Genomic DNA, 16,251 nt, shown 5'->3' on the forward strand with positions numbered 1-16,251 from the left:
ACGTCGCGCAGTGGCAAATTGACGCCATGATCGTTACGTTAGGCGCGGCGGCGGAGCGGCTGCCATCCCGGATCGGGAAGGATGAGCGAGCGATGCACGGACGACATGTCGAGTTCCAGCCCAGCCACGAATTGCTGCAGGCGACGATGGACGCGTCGACCGACATGATCCAGGTGTTCGAGGCGATCCGCGACGAGGCGGGCGGCATCGTCGATTTCCGCTGGGTGCTGAACAACCACACGTCCGAACGCAAATATGGGGAAGTGCGCGGCGAAAGCCTGTTGCAGCGCAATCCCGGCGTCATCGAAGAGGGTATTTTCGACACCTTTTGCCGGGTGACCGAAACCGGTCTGCCCGAACAGGCCGAGCGTCATTATGTCCATGAGCAGTTCGACGGCTGGTTCTTCCAGACGGTCGTGAAGCTGGGCGACGGTGTCGCCACCACCACGCGTGACATCACCGAATGGAAGGATTCGCAGGCCGAGGTCGTTCGACTTCGCGAAGAGGTGGTGAAGGTCAAGCTGGCCGAGACCGAGGGACAGCTTGCGGCGATCTTCGCCACCGCGCCGATCGGTCTGTCGGTCCTGTCGCTCGACGGGCGCTTCCTGCGCGTCAATGACGAGCTGTGCCGCATTCTGGGCCGTTCGCGCGAGGCGGTGCTGCACTTGCGCGTGCCCGATGTGACGCATCCCGACGACCTGCCGCCCAGCCTCGTGGCGATCGAGGAAGCGGTGTCCACCGGCCGTCCGGCGACCCTGGACAAGCGCTATTCGCGCCCAGACGGCTCGCTGGTCTGGGCGAGCAGTACGCTGTCGGTCCTGCCCAAGGGGGACGGCCAGCCCGACCGGCTGCTGGTCGTGACGGCCGACCTGTCCGAGCGGCGCAAGGCGGACGAGGCGCTGCGCCGAAGCGAGGCGTTGCAGCGCGTGCTGATCGCCGAGTTGCAGCATCGCACCAGCAATTTGCTGGGCGTGGTCCGTTCGATCGCGGAGAATACGGCGCGTGGCTCGACCAGCCTGCCCGATTTCCGGGCGCGGTTCGATGACCGGCTCGACGCGCTGTCGCGGGTGCAGGGGCTGTTGTCCCGACTGAACGAGCAGGACCGAGTGACGTTCGACGGACTGCTCCATGCCGAACTGATCGCGATGGACGGGAGGGCCGATGCGGTGACGCTGAGAGGCCCGACGGGTGTGCGGCTGCGCTCCTCGACCGTCAATACGCTGGCCATGGCGATCCACGAGCTGGCGACCAATGCGATGAAATATGGCGCGCTGGGGCAGGGCGGGGGACGGCTGGCGATCAGCTGGGCGCTCCAGGCGGAAGGGCCGAACGGCAAGCCCTGGCTGCACATCGACTGGCGCGAAAGCGGCGTGCGGATGCCCGAAGGGGCATGGCCCACGGGCACGGGACAGGGGCGCGAACTGATCGAGCGCGCGCTTCCCTATCAGCTGGGCGCGCGGACGACGTACCGCTTGGGCGAGGACGGCGTGCATTGCACCATCGCCATCCCTGTATCGACCACGGTCGGCGCGGACGAGCGCGGTTCGGCGAACGGCGACGAGGTTGCGACGGCGGCCTAGGTCACGCCGCCAGGGTGCGATCCTCGGCCAGCGTCAGGCACAGATCGGCACGACCGGGCATTTCGGCCCATATGTGGCGGGTCAGCCGCTCATAATGGCTGACGAAGCGGGCAAGCTGCGCATCGTCCATCACACCCGCGCCGGAGCCGCGCGTGCGGCGCAGCGCCTCTTCCTGCTGGGTGCGCCAGCGCAGGACGGTGGACCAGTCGGGCGGAATCATCAGCATCAGCGCATTGATGGGGGCGAACAGGCGCGGATAGTCGGTCGCCAGCGCGGTGTTCCCATGTCGCCGCCAGATCCCGTCGGCATCCTCCGATGCTTCCAGTGCGTTGAGCGGTGCGATCAGTGCGGCCTCCTCCTGCGCCCGCGCGCCGACGCACCAGCCCTCGAAGATCAGCAACTCGCATCCCTCCGGCGCGCGGGGCCAGGTCGATTGCGGCGCGCGGTCGTCGATCGCCTTGTCGAAACGCGGCAGGGGAACGGCCTCGCCCCGCGCGACCGCCGCGATCGTCTCGACCCCCAGCGCCACGTCATGCGTGCCCGGCACGCCGCGTGTCGCGAACAGCGGATGCACCGCGCGCGCCAGCTTCTGCCGTTCGGCACGGGTGAGGTAGAGATCGTCGAGTGACAGGATCGCGCTGCGCTCGACCTGCTTCGCCAGCCGCGCGGCGATGGTCGACTTGCCGCTTCCCTGCGCCCCGCACAGCCCCAGGATCAGCGGCGGATCGCCGGACCGCTGCCCCGCAAGCCGATCCGCGACCAGCGTCGCGATGGCCGTTTCAGGCGACACGATCGGCCGGTTCCTCGCCACGAGCAAAGGCGGCGAGATTGGCCGCCGAGCGCATGCCCATCGCGGTTCGCGCCTCGATGGTGGCGCTGCCCAGATGCGGCAGCAGGACGGCACGCGGATGCGCGAGCAGGCCGGGATGCACCTTCGGTTCGTGTTCGTAGACGTCCAGCCCGACGCCGCCGATCCGCCCCTGATCCAGCGCCTCGACCAGCGCGCCTTCGTCGATCACCGGCCCGCGCGCGGTGTTCACGACGATCGCATGTGGCTTCATCCGGGCCAACAGGGCGGCATCGATCATGTGCCGGGTCGCGTCGCCGCCGGGAACGTGCAGCGACAGAATATCGCATTCCGCTGCCAGGGCTTCGAGCGATTCCGCCCGCGTGGCGTCGAGCATGCGTTCCACCTCGGGCGCGGCGGCGGAGCGGCTGGCATAGCGCACCCGCATCCCCAGCCCGCGCGCCTTGACCGCCGTCGCCTGCGCGATGCGGCCGAAGCCGACCAGCCCCAGCGTCTTGCCCGACAGTCCCTGTCCGATCAGGTGCGAAGGGCGCCAGCCGGTCCATGCGCCGCTGCGCAACTCGCGTTCGCCTTCGCCCGCCCGGCGTGCGGTCATCAGCATCAGGAGGATTGCGATCTCCGCCGTCGCCTCGGTCAACACATCGGGCGTGTTGGTCACGACCAGCCCGGCGGCGCGCGCGGCGGCCAGATCGATATGATCGACCCCGGCTCCGTAATTGGCGAGGATGCGGACCCGGCGGCCCGGCGTCGCGATCAGATCGGCATCGATCCGGTCGGAGATCGTCGGCATCCAGGCGTCATATTCGGTCATCGCCCTGGCCAGCGCGTCGCGGTCCCGCGGCCGGTCGTCGGCGCTGAGCGTCGTGTCCCAGCTTTCGGACAGATGCCGTTCGACATCGTCCGGCAGGCGGCGGGTCACGAGCAATTTGAGCCTGTCCGTCATGATGATCGCTCCTCCTCCGCCTCGTTCGCCCGCGCCTGCCCGATCAGTTGCCGGCGAGCAGCGCCGCCATTTGCGCGGCATGGGGCCGCCAATCGATGCCGCGCGCGTCCAGCCACGCATCGTCATAATAGGTGCAGCCGTATCGCTCGCCCCCGTCGCAGAGCAAAGTGACGATCGAGCCGCGCTCCCCCGCCGCCGCCATTTCGGCGATCAGCGTGGCGCAGGCGATCAGGTTGGTGCCGGTCGACCCGCCGACCCGCCGTCCCAACCGGCGGGAAAGCGCCCGCATCGCGCCGATGCTGGCGGCATCCTCGACCGCGATCATCCGGTCGATCACCGAGGGGATGAAACTGGGCTCGACACGCGGCCGCCCGATCCCCTCGATGCAACTGCCGCACCCCTCGGGCAGCGACAGCGCCCGGCGGTCCGCAAAGTGCCGGTGGAAGACCGAATGGACCGGGTCCGCGACGCAGAGCCGGGTGCCGTGCCGCTGATAGGCGATGTACCGCCCGATCGTCGCGGAGGTGCCGCCCGTTCCCGCGCCGCAGACGATCCATTCGGGGACGGGATATTCCTCCGCCGACATCTGCGCAAAGATGCTCTCGGCGATGTTATTGTTGCCGCGCCAGTCGGTCGCCCGCTCGGCATAAGTGAACTGGTCGAGATAATGACCGCCCGTTTCCGCAGCCAGGGCGTTGGAGACGTCGTACACGGTGCGCGGATCGTCGACCGTGTGAATCTCGCCGCCGTGAAAGCGGATCGCATCCAGCTTGGGCGCAGCGGTCGAGGCGGGGACCACCGCGATGAAGCGAAGGCCCAGCATCTTGGCGAAATAGGCTTCGCTCACCGCCGTCGAGCCGGAGGACGATTCGATCACGCAGGTATCCGGCCCGATCCAGCCATTGCACAGCGCATAGAGGAAGAGCGAGCGCGCCAGCCGATGCTTCAGGCTGCCGGTCGGATGGCTGCTCTCGTCCTTCAGATAGAGCGTGATCCCCGGATAGCGCGGCAGGTCGACCCGGATCAGGTGCGTGTCGGCCGAACGGTTATAGTCCGCCTCGATCCGTCTTATCGCTTCCATACGCCACGCGCACAGATCGGCCTTGCTCCGCTCGACGGTCATGCTTGCCCCATTCGTCCCCATCGCGCGGCTCTTAGTCGCGAATGGCCGCTTTGGGAAAGATGGCATGCCCGCGCCGCCGCTTGCGGGCGCGGATGGCTTGGCCCATGCTGGCCCCATGATCGCCTCTCGCCGCTCCGTCCTTGCCGCCGGTCTCGCTCTGGTCGCGGCCCCCACCCTTGCCGACGCGGCGGAGACGACGCCGCGCCTGCGCCGCTTGTCGCCGGGGCTCGACCGGATGATCGCGCCGGGCACCGAACCGGAAGTGATCGCCACTGGCATACGCTGGGCGGAGGGGCCGGTCTGGGTGCCGGGCGGCGGCTATCTGCTGTTCGCCGATCCGCCCGCCAATATCGTTCGCCGCTGGCAGCGGGGGCGGGGCGTGTCGGTGGTGCTGAACCCCTCCGGCGCGGCGGGAACCGATCCGGCGCTGGTCCGCGAACCCGGCGCCAACGGGCTGGCGCTGGACGCCAAGGGCGCGCTGCTGATCGCCAATAGCGGCGGGCGGACCATCGACCGGGTGGACCTGAAGACCGGTCGCCGCACCGTGCTGGCCGATCGTTATGCGGGCAAGCGGTTCAGCAGCCCCAACGACCTGCACGTCGCGAAGGACGGTGCGATCTGGTTCACTGATCCGCCTTACGGTTTCAAGGATGGGGATACATCGCCGCTGAAGGAACAGGCGGTCAATGGCGTCTATCGGCGGCGGCCCGATGGCAGTGTCGACCTGATCGACGGCACGCTGACCCGCCCCAACGGCATCGCGCTGTCACCCGACGAACGACGGCTTTATGTGTCGGTGTCGGACGAGGCGGCACCCGCGATCATGGTCTATGACGTCGATGCGCGGGGGCAGGTCGGCAATCGCCGGACGCTGCTCGATGCGCGTGCGATGCTGGCGGCCGGAGGGGCTGGCCTGCCCGACGGGATGAAGGTCGCGCGCGACGGCACGCTGGTCTGTTCCGTCCCCGGCGGCATGATGCTGATGACCCCCGAGGCCGAGCCGCTGGGCCTGATCGAGCAAGGAGCGCCCATCGCCAATTGCGCGTTCGGCGAGGCGGGCCGCGCGTTGTTCATGGCCGCGAACGACCGGATCCTGCGCATCGCGCTCCGTCCCGGCTGGCAAGGCTGATCGGCGGATCGGTTATGGGGCGGGATGTCGGGGGCGCGACTCTGATAGCGCTAAAAAGGACGAGCCGGTAGGGAAGGGGGCATGGCGCAGTCCGCCTGGCCCGTTCGCGCCCGACCGGGTGCTGCGCAAGATTCATGGCCGTCACGGTGCGTGGCGGCGTCACGCATAAGGAGACGGATCGATGAAGTTGTTGCGTTATGGCGAAATGAACCGCGAGCGGGCCGGGCTGCTGGACGATCAGGGCCGCATCCGTGCGCTGCCCGAAGCGCTGGGTGATCTGGCGGGCGACCGGCTGACGCCGCAGGGTCTGGCGGAGATCGCCGCGCTCGACCCCGCCACGCTGCCCGTTGTCGAGGGCAATCCGCGCCTGGGCTCGTGCGTCGCACGTCCCGGCAAGTTCATTTGCATCGGCCTGAACTATCGCGCGCACGCTGCCGAAAGCAATCTTCCCATCCCGGCCGAGCCCGTCGTGTTCGGCAAGTGGAGCAGCGCCGTCGTCGGCCCGAACGACGATGTCGAAATCCCGCGCGGATCGGAAAAGGCCGACTGGGAAGTCGAACTGGGCGTCGTGATCGGCACGCGCGGCCGCTACCTGACGGAAGCCGAGGCGCTGTCGCATGTCGCGGGCTATTGCGTCGTGCATGACGTGTCGGAGCGTGCGTTCCAGATGGAACGCGGCGGCACCTGGGACAAGGGCAAGGGCTGCGACACGTTCGGTCCGACCGGCCCGTGGCTGGTCACGGCGGACGAAGTGGGCGATCCGCAGAATCTGCGCCTGTGGCTGGAGGTCGACGGCAAGCGTTATCAGGACAGCAGCACCGCCGACATGATCTTCACCGTGGCCGAACTGGTATCCTATGTCAGCCAGTTCTGCACGCTGGAGCCGGGCGACATCATCTCGACCGGCACGCCCGAGGGCGTCGGTCTGGGCCAGAAGCCGCCGGTCTATCTGCGCGCGGGCCAGACGGTGAAGCTGGGTGTCGATAAACTGGGCGAACAGACGCAGCGCATGGTCGCGGCGGGCTAAGTCTTCCCTCTCCCCTCATGGAGGGGAGAGGGTTGCGCAGACTTGGCCTTTGCGAAAGCAAAGGCTTAGTCGGAGCTGGGTGAGGGGTGGGCGCTCGCCTGGGCGAGCGCGCGAGCCGGAGGCTCGCTCAACCCCTTACCCAAGCTGCGCTAGCCAGCACGCTGGCAAGCTCCGCTAACCCTCTCCCCTATCCAGGGGAGAGGGATTATTCCTCGGCGTCGATCTCGCTATCGACGCTGTCCATGAAGTCGCGTGCGGCTTCGCGGTCTTCCTCGTCGTCAAAGGCTTCGTCGATGTCGGGCGCGACGCCGATCATATAGGCCAGGCACCACAGCGCGAAGCGGCGGCCGCTGTCGCGCTCCAGCCCGAACTGCACGCGTAGCCGGTCGATCCCCGCGCCGAGCTGTTCGGGGGCGAGGTCGGCAATCTCTTCGGTGCCGAAGAAGCGGACGAGCAACTGGTCGAAATCCATGGCCGTCCATAGCCGACCAGCCGCCCGTTCCCAAGCCTCAGTTGCCCGACTGGATCCGATCGCCCGCCGCCCGCTGCTCGGCGGCGCGCTTCGTCAGGGTCTTCAGCGTCTCGTCGAACTTGCCCTCGCGTTCGGCCATGCGGAACGGGCGCACCTCGTCGACCAGGATTTCCGAGGGCGTCGGGGTCTGCGCGAACTGCGCCGCGACCGCATCGGCGAAATCCTGGAGTGGCACATAGCCCGGACGATGCGCCTGGCCCGGAGTCAGGTCGGTCTGCACCCCCGGCGGGGCCAGCTCGATCACCTCGACCTTGCCCTCCAGCTGGGTGCGCAGCGAGACGGTATAGGAATGGATCGCCGCCTTGGTCGGCGAATAGGTCGGTGCGGCGACCAGCGGCACGAAGGCCAGGCCCGAGGTCACGTTGACGATCGCGGCATCAGGCTGCTGGATCAGATGGTCGATCAGCGCATTGGTCAGTCGGATCGGACCCAGGATGTTGGTGGTCAGCGTCGCCTCGGCATCAGCCAGGTCGCGGTGGCCGGTCAGATCCTCGAACTTCATGATGCCTGCGTTGTTGAACAGCACGTTCAGCGTGGGGAAGTCGGCAACGATCTGCCTGGCGAAGGCGTCGACCGCCGCCGCATCCTCGACATCCAGCGTGACGACATGGATGCGATCGCGCCCTTCCGCCGCCTTTTCCAGCGCCTCGCGGCGTCGCCCGGCGATGATGACGGTGTCGCCCCGGTCATGGAAACGATGGGCCAGCGCCTCGCCGATACCGCTGCCGCCGCCCGTCATCAGGATCGTATTGCCGCTGGTCTTCATCGATGCGTCTCCGGGTCGGGTGGAATGATCCTTCGCACAATGATCGCGACCGGCTTTCGTTCACGCCGCGTCGCCGGTGATCCGATGCACGATGTCGCTGATCGCATTTCGGTCCAGGGGGGCGGGGTCGATCGAGTTGTGGATGCCGATCCCCTCGACCAGCGCATCGAGCGCACGGGCGGTCAGCGGATCGAAGAACCGCTCCAGCGCGGCGCGGCTGTTGTTCATCCACCCCTGCATGACGGTCGAAACCGAAGGATGGCGCGCGGCAAAGGCATAGAGTTCGTAACTGAGCAGCAGCGTGCGCGGTTCGGCCCAGACCGACCCTGCGATGATGTCGATGATCGCCTCGCGCGCATCGTCGCGGCTCTGGGCCTGGGCCATGCGGGTGGCGAAGGCGTGCGACGATTCCTCCGCCAGTTGCGTGAAGGCGTCGGTCAGCAACGCCTCCAGCGAGGTGAAATAATAGGTGACCGAGCCGAGCGGCACCCCCGCCGCCGCCGCGATCCGGCGATGGGTGGTGGCGGGCACGCCATGTTCCGCGATCACCTCCAGCGCGGCGGCGATGATGCGTTGCCGACGCTCCGGGTCATTTCGTCGCGCGGATCGGTCGGCCATGCAAAAACTCCGTTGCATCGAATATGTACAAATGTACACATGCTGTCGAGAAAGTCAGCAAACGGCTCTGCCGTAGCGCGAAACGGGAAAGAAGAACCATGGACGAACCGCAATTGTCCCGCCGCACGATCCTGGGCAGCGCGGTCGTGTTGACCGTGCCACAGATGGCAACGGCGGCGGGGACTCCGGTCGGGACGGCCGTGCTGGGGCGAAAGGACGGCGTCTGGCTGAATGCGCCCAAGGTCTGGCGGGCGGAGGCAAATGGCGATCTGGTGATGACCACCGATCGCGGAACCGATTTCTGGCGCGAGACCCATTATGGCTTCACCCGCGACAGCGGCCATTTCCTGGGCTTCCCGACCGGTGACGCCTTCACCGCGCAGCTGCGTATACGGGGGCGCTACGACAAGCTGTACGACCAGGCGGGGATCATGGTCCGCGTCGACGAGCGGCGCTGGGTCAAGGCAGGAATCGAGCTGTCCGACGGCCGCGCGATGCTGAGCAGTGTGCTGACCGACGGCCGTTCGGACTGGGCGACCGGCCCCTATGAGGGCAATGCGGCCGATTTCTGGATGCGCGTGACGGTCGCCAAAGGCGTGCTGCGCCTGCAGGTGTCGGCGGACGGCAAGCACTGGCCGCTGGTTCGGCTGGCGCCGTTTCCGGTCGCGCCAGGCTATCGGGTCGGGCCGATGGCCTGCACGCCCGAGCGGGAAGGGCTGGAGGTGCGCTTCTCCGACCTGCGCATCACCGCGCCGCTCGGCAAAGACCTGCACGATCTGAGTTGAGCATGACCAGTCAGAAACAAAGGATGCTGGCGGGCGAATTGTACATCGCCGACGATCCCGAGCTGGCCGCCGATGCCGCGCGCGCGGCGGCGTGGATGGTCCGCTACAACGGTTCGCTTGGCCAGGATGCCGCCGATCGGCATGCGCTGCTGGCCGAAGGGCTGGGGCGGGTGGGGGCGGGGGCGGTGGTCCGGCCGCCCTTTCACTGCGATTATGGCTATAACATCATGCTGGGCGAGCGGGTCTTCCTGAACTTTGCCTGCGTGATCCTGGACGTGGCGCGGGTCGAGATCGGCGCGGGGACGCAGATCGGGCCGGGCGTCCAAATCCTGACCGCCGACCACCCGCGCGATCCGGCGCTTCGGGCGCAGGGGTGGGAGTGCGGACGGCCGATCCGCATCGGTGCCAATGTCTGGGTCGGCGGTGGCGCGCTGATCCTGCCGGGGGTGACGATCGGCGACGATGCCATCATCGGCGCGGGCAGCGTGGTGACGCGCGACGTGGCGCCGGGGCAGACGGTGGCCGGCAATCCGGCGCGCGGCCTCGCCCGATGACGACGCCCGACACCACCCGGCGGGGCAAACCGCATTTCGAGGTGCTGGACGGCCTGAGGGGCACGGCGGCGCTGCTGGTGGTGGCGTTCCATATCCAGGGCATCACCGTGTTGTTCGAGGCGGACCGGCTGTTGCTGCCCCATGCCTATCTGGCGGTGGATTTCTTCTTCGCGCTGTCGGGCTTCGTCGTCGGCTATGCCTATGACGATCGCTGGTCGCGGATGCGTGTCAGGGGCTTTCTGGCGCGGCGTCTCGTCCGGCTGCATCCGCTGGTCGTGCTGGGCGCGATATTGGGATTGGCGAGTTACCTGCTCGATCCCTTTGCCGGGGATCGGCAGGATGCGACGCCATGGCTGGTGGGACTGGCCTTTGTCGCGGCGCTGCTCGCCTTGCCATCCGCGCCGCTGCCCAATCGGCTGGGGGACAGCCATCCGCTGAATGCGCCCGCCTGGACGCTCTTGCAGGAATATATCGCCAATCTGGCCTATGCCCTGGTCCTGCGCCGCCTGGGTCTGGGAGCGCTGGTCGCGTTGGCAGGCCTGGCGGCGATTGCGTCGGCCGCGACCGCACTGACGCTGGGGTCTTATGATACCGGCTGGGGGCTGCACAATTTCTGGGGCGCGCCGGTGCGTCTGGCCTATCCGTTCCTGGCCGGGTTGATCCTCTACCGTCTGGGCGACCATTTGCCACGCCTGCGGCTGGGGTTCCTGCCGCTCAGCCTGATCCTGTTGCTGCTATTCGCCGCGCCAGTCCTGCCCGAAGTCGGCGGGGTGAAGTGGAACGGTGTGTATCAGGCAGTCTGCGTGCTGATGCTGTTTCCGCTGATCCTGATCGCCGGGCGGCATTCGGCGGGCAGCGCCACCACGCTGCGCTTGTGCAAGGCGGCGGGGCGATTGTCCTATCCGCTGTACATCACCCATTATCCGTTCGTGTATGTCTATATGAACTGGGTGGCGAACGGCCCGGAAACAGGCAGCAAGACGGCGCTGGTCGCGGTTTCGCTCTATCTGTTCACGCTGGCCTTCGCGGCGGCGGCGTGGCGCTTCTGGGACGTGCCGATCCGCGCACGCTGGGTCGCATGGCGTAATCCGCCTTTCGGCACGCAGGGTTGCTGAAGGCGGATCGGCGCAACTCCGCTTGGGGCGGTGGGCCACGTCCTACCGTGTCGCCGCCGTCATTACGTTTCCACACCATTACATTTCTTGTCTGCCTCCCCGTCCGGGTTGACCATGGACACCCCAATATCGCAGTCGGCCCGCGAATGCTAATCACTCGCAAGAGTAACAGGGGGCGTAATGGTGGTACGAATGGGGGCAGCGGTCTCGGGATTGGCCATGGCATGGGCCGTGGCGATCGCTCCGGCGGGCGCACAGACGCAGGCGGGGACCAGCGACACGGGCGATACGGCGGCAGGCCATGAGGTGGTCGTGACCGCAGCCGGTTACGAGCAGCGCATCGTCGAGGCCCCGGCGAGCATCACCGTGCTCGACCGCGCGAACCTGGAGGAAAAGCGGTTCGGCAGTCTGGCGGAGGCGTTGCAGGACGTGCAGGGCATCGATGTCGGCGGCGAAGCGGGCAAGACCGGCGGGTTGAACATCTCCATCCGTGGCATGCCCAGCGACTATACCCTGATCCTGCTCGACGGGCGTCGCCAGAATGCGCCGGGCGGGGTCACGCCCAACGGCTTCGGCGAAACCGCCACCAGCTTCCTGCCGCCCTTCTCGGCGATCGACCGGATCGAGGTCGTACGCGGGCCGATGTCGACGCTTTACGGGTCGGATGCGATGGGCGGGGTCATCAACATCATCACCCGCAAGGTCGGCAGCCACTGGGTCGGCACCGCCACCGCCGAAAGCACGGTGCAGGGGGATGATCGGTTCGGCAACATCCAGTCGGTGAACGGCTTTGCGCAGGGGCCGGTGATCCGCAACCTGCTAGGCCTGACGCTGCGGGGCAGCGTGTTCCACCGCGAAGGTTCGGACATCCCGATCCCCGGCGATCCGGCGCTGACGCTCGGCCGGAACCCGGTGCGCTCCGACATCTATAATTATGGCGGCCGCCTGTCGCTGACGCCGCATACCGATCACGATCTGTGGATCGAATATGATCGGAATACGCAAAGCTATGACAATAGCGAAGGGCGGCTCGGCACGCTGGGGTCGGGCGGCTATGCGCCGGAGCAGCGTTTCAACCGCTCCAACTATGTCGTCGCGCATAGCTGGCGGACCGGGCTGGGCACGCTCGACACGACGCTGACCCGCAACGAGACCGAGACGATCGGTCGCCTGATTCCCCGAGGCACGCCGGGCAAGGTACCGGGCAGCCCGCGCGAGTTGCAGGCGCGCAACGACATCGTCGACTCCCGGTTCGCAGGCAAGCAGGGGCCGGTCGCCTTCACCCTGGGTGGCCAATATTGGCGTGCGCGCATGGTCGAGGGGGTCGCACCCGAGCCCTTCGCCTTCACCCAATGGGCCGGGTTCGCCGAGGCGACCGTGACCCTGACCGAGGGTTTCAACCTGACCGGCGGCGTGCGCTATGACGATCACTCGACCTTCGGCAACAAATGGTCGCCGCGCGCCTATGCGGTGTGGAACATCAACGACGCGCTGACCGTGAAGGGCGGCGTGAGTCGTGGTTTCAAGACGCCGCGCGTCGAACAGATCGCCGAGGGGATTATCGGTTTCGGCAATCAGGGGCGCACGCCGCTGCTCGGCACGCCGAACCTCATTCCCGAAACCAGCACCAGCTATGAAGCCGGTGTCTATTATGACGACAAGGGCCTGTTCAGCGGCAACGTCACGCTGTTCAACAACGACTTCACCGACAAGATCGCCGCCGGGCCGGGCATTCCCAACTGTCGGTTTGCCGGCAATCCGAACCGGCCGAACTGCCTCGACGTCGGACCGTTCCCGGCGGTCGACCTGTTCAGCCAGTCGGTGAACATCGACAAGGCGCGGGCACGCGGCATCGAGGCGGCGGGCAAGATCGCGTTCAGCCGCGCCGTCTCGCTGACCGCCAACTACACCTATACCGAAACCGAGCAGCTGAGCGGCGCGGACCAGGGGCGACCGCTGATCGGTATTCCCAAGCACATGCTGAACGGCAATCTGCGGTGGAAGGTGACGGACAAGGCGAACCTGTGGACCCGCGCCGAAATCCGGTCGAGCCGGTATCGCGGCAATAACGACCAGCAGCGCGCGCTCGGCGATTTCCGCGGTTACGAGCTGTTCCACATCGGCGGCGCGTATCAGGTGACGGACGCATTCCGCCTGTCGGCGGCGATCTACAACATCTTCGACACCGATTATGCCGTGTACGAATCCTATCGCAGCGGCGCGAACACCATCTTCACGCCCGCCTATGCGATCAACCAGGAAGGCCGCCGCTTGTGGCTGTCCGCCAATGTCGATTTCTGACGGGCGGCAATCGACGTTCGTTGCGGCCCATTCTTTCCTCTCCCCTGGACAGGGGGGAGGAGAATAAGGGCATATCCGAAGGTCGGTACGACCCAAGTCGTAGACCGATCAGCTTACCGAAATTTCGTGATTTCCACCGCGTTCATCGAACTTCGCGACATATCGCCGAAGTGGTGACCCCTACGAGAATCGAACTCGTGTTTTCGCCGTGAGAGGGCGACGTCCTAACCGCTAGACGAAGGGGCCGTGCAGTGGAGGGGCGCTATTAGCGGGGGTGGGGTGAGGCGTCAAGCGCTTCCCTGCCGAAACCTTGATAAAAGTGAAAGGGGCGGAGCGACATGGTGTCGTCCCGCCCCTTTCCGGTATCGATCAGGCGGCGTCCTTGCGGCGCTCGGCCATTTCCTCGTTCAGCATTTCGGCGAGCAGGAAGGCCAGCTCCAGGCTCTGGCCCGCATTGAGGCGCGGGTCGCAATGCGTGTGGTAGCGGTCGGCCAGCGACTGCTCGGTCACGTCGATCGCACCGCCGGTGCACTCGGTGACGTTCTGGCCGGTCATCTCGGCATGGATGCCGCCCGCATGGGTGCCCTCGGCGCGGTGGACGGCGAAGAAGCCGCGCACTTCGGCCAGGATGCGGTCGAAGGGGCGGGTCTTGTAGCCGGTCGCCGCCTTGATCGTGTTGCCGTGCATCGGGTCGCAGGACCAGACTACCGGATGCCCCTCGCGTGTGACGGCGCGGACGAGCTTGGGCAGATGCGCCTCGATCTTGTCATGGCCGTAGCGGGTGATCAGCGTCATGCGGCCGGGCACGCGGCCCGGGTTCAGCGTGTCGAGCATGCGGAGCAGCGCCTCGGGCTCGAGGCTGGGGCCGCACTTCACGCCGATCGGGTTGCCGATGCCGCGCAGGAATTCGACATGCGACGAACCCTCGAACCGGGTGCGGTCGCCGATCCACAGGAAATGGGCCGAGGTGTCGTACCAGTCGCCGGTCAGCGAGTCCTGACGCGTCAGTGCCTGCTCATAGGGCAGCAACAGCGCTTCATGGCTGGTGTAGAAGCTGGTCTGCGCCAACTGGGGTACCGACGCCGGGTCGATGCCGCACGCCGCCATGAAGTCCAGCGCCTCGCCGATCCGGTCGGCCATCTCGCTATACTTCTGCGCCCAGGGGCTGCGGCCCATGAAGTCGTGCGTCCAGCGATGCACCTGGTGCAGATTGGCATAACCGCCCTGCGCAAAGGCGCGCAGCAGGTTCAGCGTCGCCGCCGACTGCGCATAGGAGCGCAGCATACGCTGGGGATCGGGCACGCGGGCTTCGGGGGTGAAGGCGATGTCGTTGACATTGTCGCCGCGATAGCTGGGCAGTTCCACGCCACCCACGACCTCGGTATCGGCCGAGCGCGGCTTGGCGAACTGGCCCGCCATGCGACCCAGCTTCACCACCGGTAGCTTCGAGGCGAAGGTCAGGACGACCGCCATCTGCAGGATGACGCGGAACGTGTCGCGGATGTTGTTCGCGCTATGCTCGGCAAAGCTCTCGGCGCAGTCGCCGCCCTGGAGCAGGAAACCCCGGCCCTCGGCCACCTCGGCCAGTTCGGCGGTCAGGCTGCGCGCCTCGCCCGCAAAGACCAGCGGCGGATAGGTCGCCAGCGTCTTGGTCGCGGCATCCAGCGCATTCTGGTCGGGATAGCGGGGAAGCTGGCGCGCTTCGGCGTTGGTCCAGCTGTCGGGGGCCCAGTTCGCGGCCATGATCGTCCTGCTCTTTCGTCTTCTTTGGTTTCGAGCATCGCCCATGCGCCGATTTAACCCCATACGCAATGAAGTTGGCGTTTGAGGCCCCCAAGTCGCGTGCTTTGTTGCGCCTGATACGAGTTTGCGCCGAACGGTGGCCGATTGCGGCGACCGGCTTTGCGGATTCGGGGCAGAGGCGGTAGCGGAGACGCGATGTCGCGTGCCTCTATCCTGTCGTCGGCGGTCGTCGCCCTGTCCGCCTTCCTGCTGTCGGTGCCGGACCAGGCGCCAGCGGCCCCCTTGGTGTCGGTCGAGAAGACCGACGACACCGCCTTGTTCGGGGCGATGCGGGACGCCGATCTGCGGCTGGCGACGATCGCGTGGAAGCTGGCGACGGCCAACGCCGCGATCTGTCCCGACCGGGCGCCGACCCCCGGCATCGTGATCCATGCGATCGACCAGTATGACCCGGGGGTGCGCAAGGACCTGCCCGCGATCTTCGGCTTCGAGGGGCCAGTCGCGGTCGAGGCGGTGGTGCCGGGCAGCGCGGCGGCCAATGCCGGGGTGCAGGCGAACGACACGATCGAGGCGGTCGACGGCAAGCCCTTCACGGTCAATCCGGCCGGTGCGTCGCAGGCGAACACCGCGACCCGCGATGCCGCGCAGCGCCAGATCGCCGCGGAGCCCGCCGACCGGCCGCTGCGCCTGACCCTGCTGCGCCATGGTCGGAAGCGGGACGTGACGGTCGCGGCCCAGCCCGGTTGCCGATCGCGTTTCGAGATGCTGATGGGGCCGGGGCTGACCGCATCGGCGGACGGCGATATCGTCCAGATCGGATCGCGCTTCTTCGAGCGGTTCGACGACCGGATGATCGCGGTCGTCGTCGCGCATGAATTCTCGCACAACATCCTGCACCATCGCGACCGGCTGGACGCAGCGGGCGTGAAGCGCGGCATCCTGTCGGAATTCGGGCGTAACGGGCGGCTGTTTCGTCAGACCGAAACGGAGGCGGACCTGCTGGGCGTCAACCTGATGCGCAACGCGGGTTACGATCCGCAGGATGCCGTGCGCTTCTGGCGCGAGCATGGCGGCGAGGTCGATGGCGGCATCTTCCGCAGCCGCACGCATCCGTCCTCCTCGGCGCGGGCCGATGCCGTCGCGGCCGAGATCGCGGCCATCCCGGCGGGTGCGCCGACACCCTATCGCCCGCCGCTGCTCGATCGAACAGGGACGGCATTACAATAG

At 67.1% G+C, this 16,251-nt stretch carries 15 protein-coding genes and 1 tRNA gene; 8 read left to right on the forward strand and 8 right to left on the reverse strand.

All coding sequences use genetic code 11. The features are described 5' to 3' along the window. Positions 1 to 92 precede the first annotated feature (92 nt). Complete coding sequence (locus ACWKSV_RS17450) at positions 93 to 1,580, forward strand: sensor histidine kinase (protein WP_076715223.1); 1,488 nt, start codon at positions 93 to 95, stop codon at positions 1,578 to 1,580. A 1-nt stretch (position 1,581) separates the two neighbouring features. Here ACWKSV_RS17450 and ACWKSV_RS17455 read toward each other — a convergent pair whose 3' ends face one another. The 3 genes from ACWKSV_RS17455 to ACWKSV_RS17465 are packed head-to-tail and all read right to left on the reverse strand — an operon-like array spanning position 1,582 to position 4,454. Beyond that, complete coding sequence (locus tag ACWKSV_RS17455) at positions 1,582 to 2,370, reverse strand: kinase (protein ID WP_076715224.1); 789 nt, start codon at positions 2,368 to 2,370, stop codon at positions 1,582 to 1,584. Continuing rightward, positions 2,360 to 3,331, reverse strand: a complete 972-nt coding sequence (locus tag ACWKSV_RS17460) for a 2-hydroxyacid dehydrogenase (protein WP_076715226.1) — start codon at positions 3,329 to 3,331, stop codon at positions 2,360 to 2,362. Before ACWKSV_RS17460 ends, ACWKSV_RS17455 begins: the two co-directional genes overlap by 11 nt. Before the next feature lie 43 nt (positions 3,332 to 3,374). Further along, complete coding sequence (locus tag ACWKSV_RS17465) at positions 3,375 to 4,454, reverse strand: PLP-dependent cysteine synthase family protein (RefSeq protein WP_076715227.1); 1,080 nt, start codon at positions 4,452 to 4,454, stop codon at positions 3,375 to 3,377. A gap of 115 nt (positions 4,455 to 4,569) precedes the next feature. On the opposite strand from ACWKSV_RS17465, the gene ACWKSV_RS17470 reads away from it, so the two are divergent. Together ACWKSV_RS17470 and ACWKSV_RS17475 are read left to right on the forward strand one after the other, a co-directional pair. Further along, positions 4,570 to 5,583 (forward strand): SMP-30/gluconolactonase/LRE family protein, encoded by a 1,014-nt coding sequence (locus ACWKSV_RS17470; protein ID WP_076717961.1) that lies wholly within the window; start codon positions 4,570 to 4,572, stop codon positions 5,581 to 5,583. 181 nt (positions 5,584 to 5,764) lie between these two features. Beyond that, complete coding sequence (locus ACWKSV_RS17475; RefSeq protein WP_076715229.1) at positions 5,765 to 6,610, forward strand: fumarylacetoacetate hydrolase family protein; 846 nt, start codon at positions 5,765 to 5,767, stop codon at positions 6,608 to 6,610. A 205-nt stretch (positions 6,611 to 6,815) separates the two neighbouring features. On the opposite strand, the gene ACWKSV_RS17480 is transcribed toward ACWKSV_RS17475, so the two are convergent. The 3 genes from ACWKSV_RS17480 to ACWKSV_RS17490 are packed head-to-tail and all read right to left on the reverse strand — an operon-like array spanning position 6,816 to position 8,526. Beyond that, entirely contained in the window at positions 6,816 to 7,082 is a 267-nt protein-coding gene (locus ACWKSV_RS17480) for a hypothetical protein (RefSeq protein ID WP_076715231.1), read from the reverse strand. Positions 7,083 to 7,119: 37 nt separating this feature from the next. Beyond that, a complete protein-coding gene (locus tag ACWKSV_RS17485) occupies positions 7,120 to 7,908 on the reverse strand; it encodes an SDR family oxidoreductase (RefSeq protein WP_076715232.1) in 789 nt (262 codons plus the stop codon). A gap of 60 nt (positions 7,909 to 7,968) precedes the next feature. After that, a complete protein-coding gene (locus ACWKSV_RS17490) occupies positions 7,969 to 8,526 on the reverse strand; it encodes a TetR/AcrR family transcriptional regulator (protein ID WP_056429982.1) in 558 nt (185 codons plus the stop codon). Positions 8,527 to 8,624: 98 nt separating this feature from the next. On the opposite strand from ACWKSV_RS17490, the gene ACWKSV_RS17495 reads away from it, so the two are divergent. The 4 genes from ACWKSV_RS17495 to ACWKSV_RS17510 all read left to right on the forward strand — a co-directional run bounded on the left by ACWKSV_RS17495 (position 8,625) and on the right by ACWKSV_RS17510 (position 13,281). After that, on the forward strand, positions 8,625 to 9,311 hold the full coding sequence (locus ACWKSV_RS17495) for a DUF1349 domain-containing protein (RefSeq protein WP_076715234.1): 687 nt from the start codon (positions 8,625 to 8,627) through the stop codon (positions 9,309 to 9,311). Positions 9,312 to 9,313: 2 nt separating this feature from the next. Further along, complete coding sequence (locus tag ACWKSV_RS17500) at positions 9,314 to 9,865, forward strand: sugar O-acetyltransferase (protein ID WP_076715235.1); 552 nt, start codon at positions 9,314 to 9,316, stop codon at positions 9,863 to 9,865. Next, a complete protein-coding gene (locus ACWKSV_RS17505) occupies positions 9,862 to 10,980 on the forward strand; it encodes an acyltransferase family protein (RefSeq protein ID WP_076715237.1) in 1,119 nt (372 codons plus the stop codon). The genes ACWKSV_RS17500 and ACWKSV_RS17505 overlap by 4 nt, the downstream gene beginning before the upstream one ends. A gap of 219 nt (positions 10,981 to 11,199) precedes the next feature. After that, positions 11,200 to 13,281 carry a TonB-dependent receptor domain-containing protein gene (locus ACWKSV_RS17510; RefSeq protein ID WP_237243539.1) on the forward strand — a complete coding sequence of 694 codons (2,082 nt, stop codon included), beginning with the start codon at positions 11,200 to 11,202 and terminating at the stop codon, positions 13,279 to 13,281. A 171-nt stretch (positions 13,282 to 13,452) separates the two neighbouring features. Here the strand turns inward: ACWKSV_RS17510 and ACWKSV_RS17515 are convergent. After that, positions 13,453 to 13,527: transfer RNA gene (locus ACWKSV_RS17515), tRNA-Glu, on the reverse strand. A gap of 123 nt (positions 13,528 to 13,650) precedes the next feature. Next, a complete protein-coding gene (locus ACWKSV_RS17520) occupies positions 13,651 to 15,024 on the reverse strand; it encodes a class II 3-deoxy-7-phosphoheptulonate synthase (protein WP_056429965.1) in 1,374 nt (457 codons plus the stop codon). Between the two features lie 195 nt (positions 15,025 to 15,219). Here ACWKSV_RS17520 and ACWKSV_RS17525 point away from each other — a divergent pair, with 195 nt between their 5' ends. After that, positions 15,220 to 16,251 (forward strand): M48 family metallopeptidase, encoded by a 1,032-nt coding sequence (locus ACWKSV_RS17525; RefSeq protein ID WP_083706564.1) that lies wholly within the window; start codon positions 15,220 to 15,222, stop codon positions 16,249 to 16,251.

It is taken from the genome of Sphingomonas sp. SphC10 (assembly GCF_057004845.1).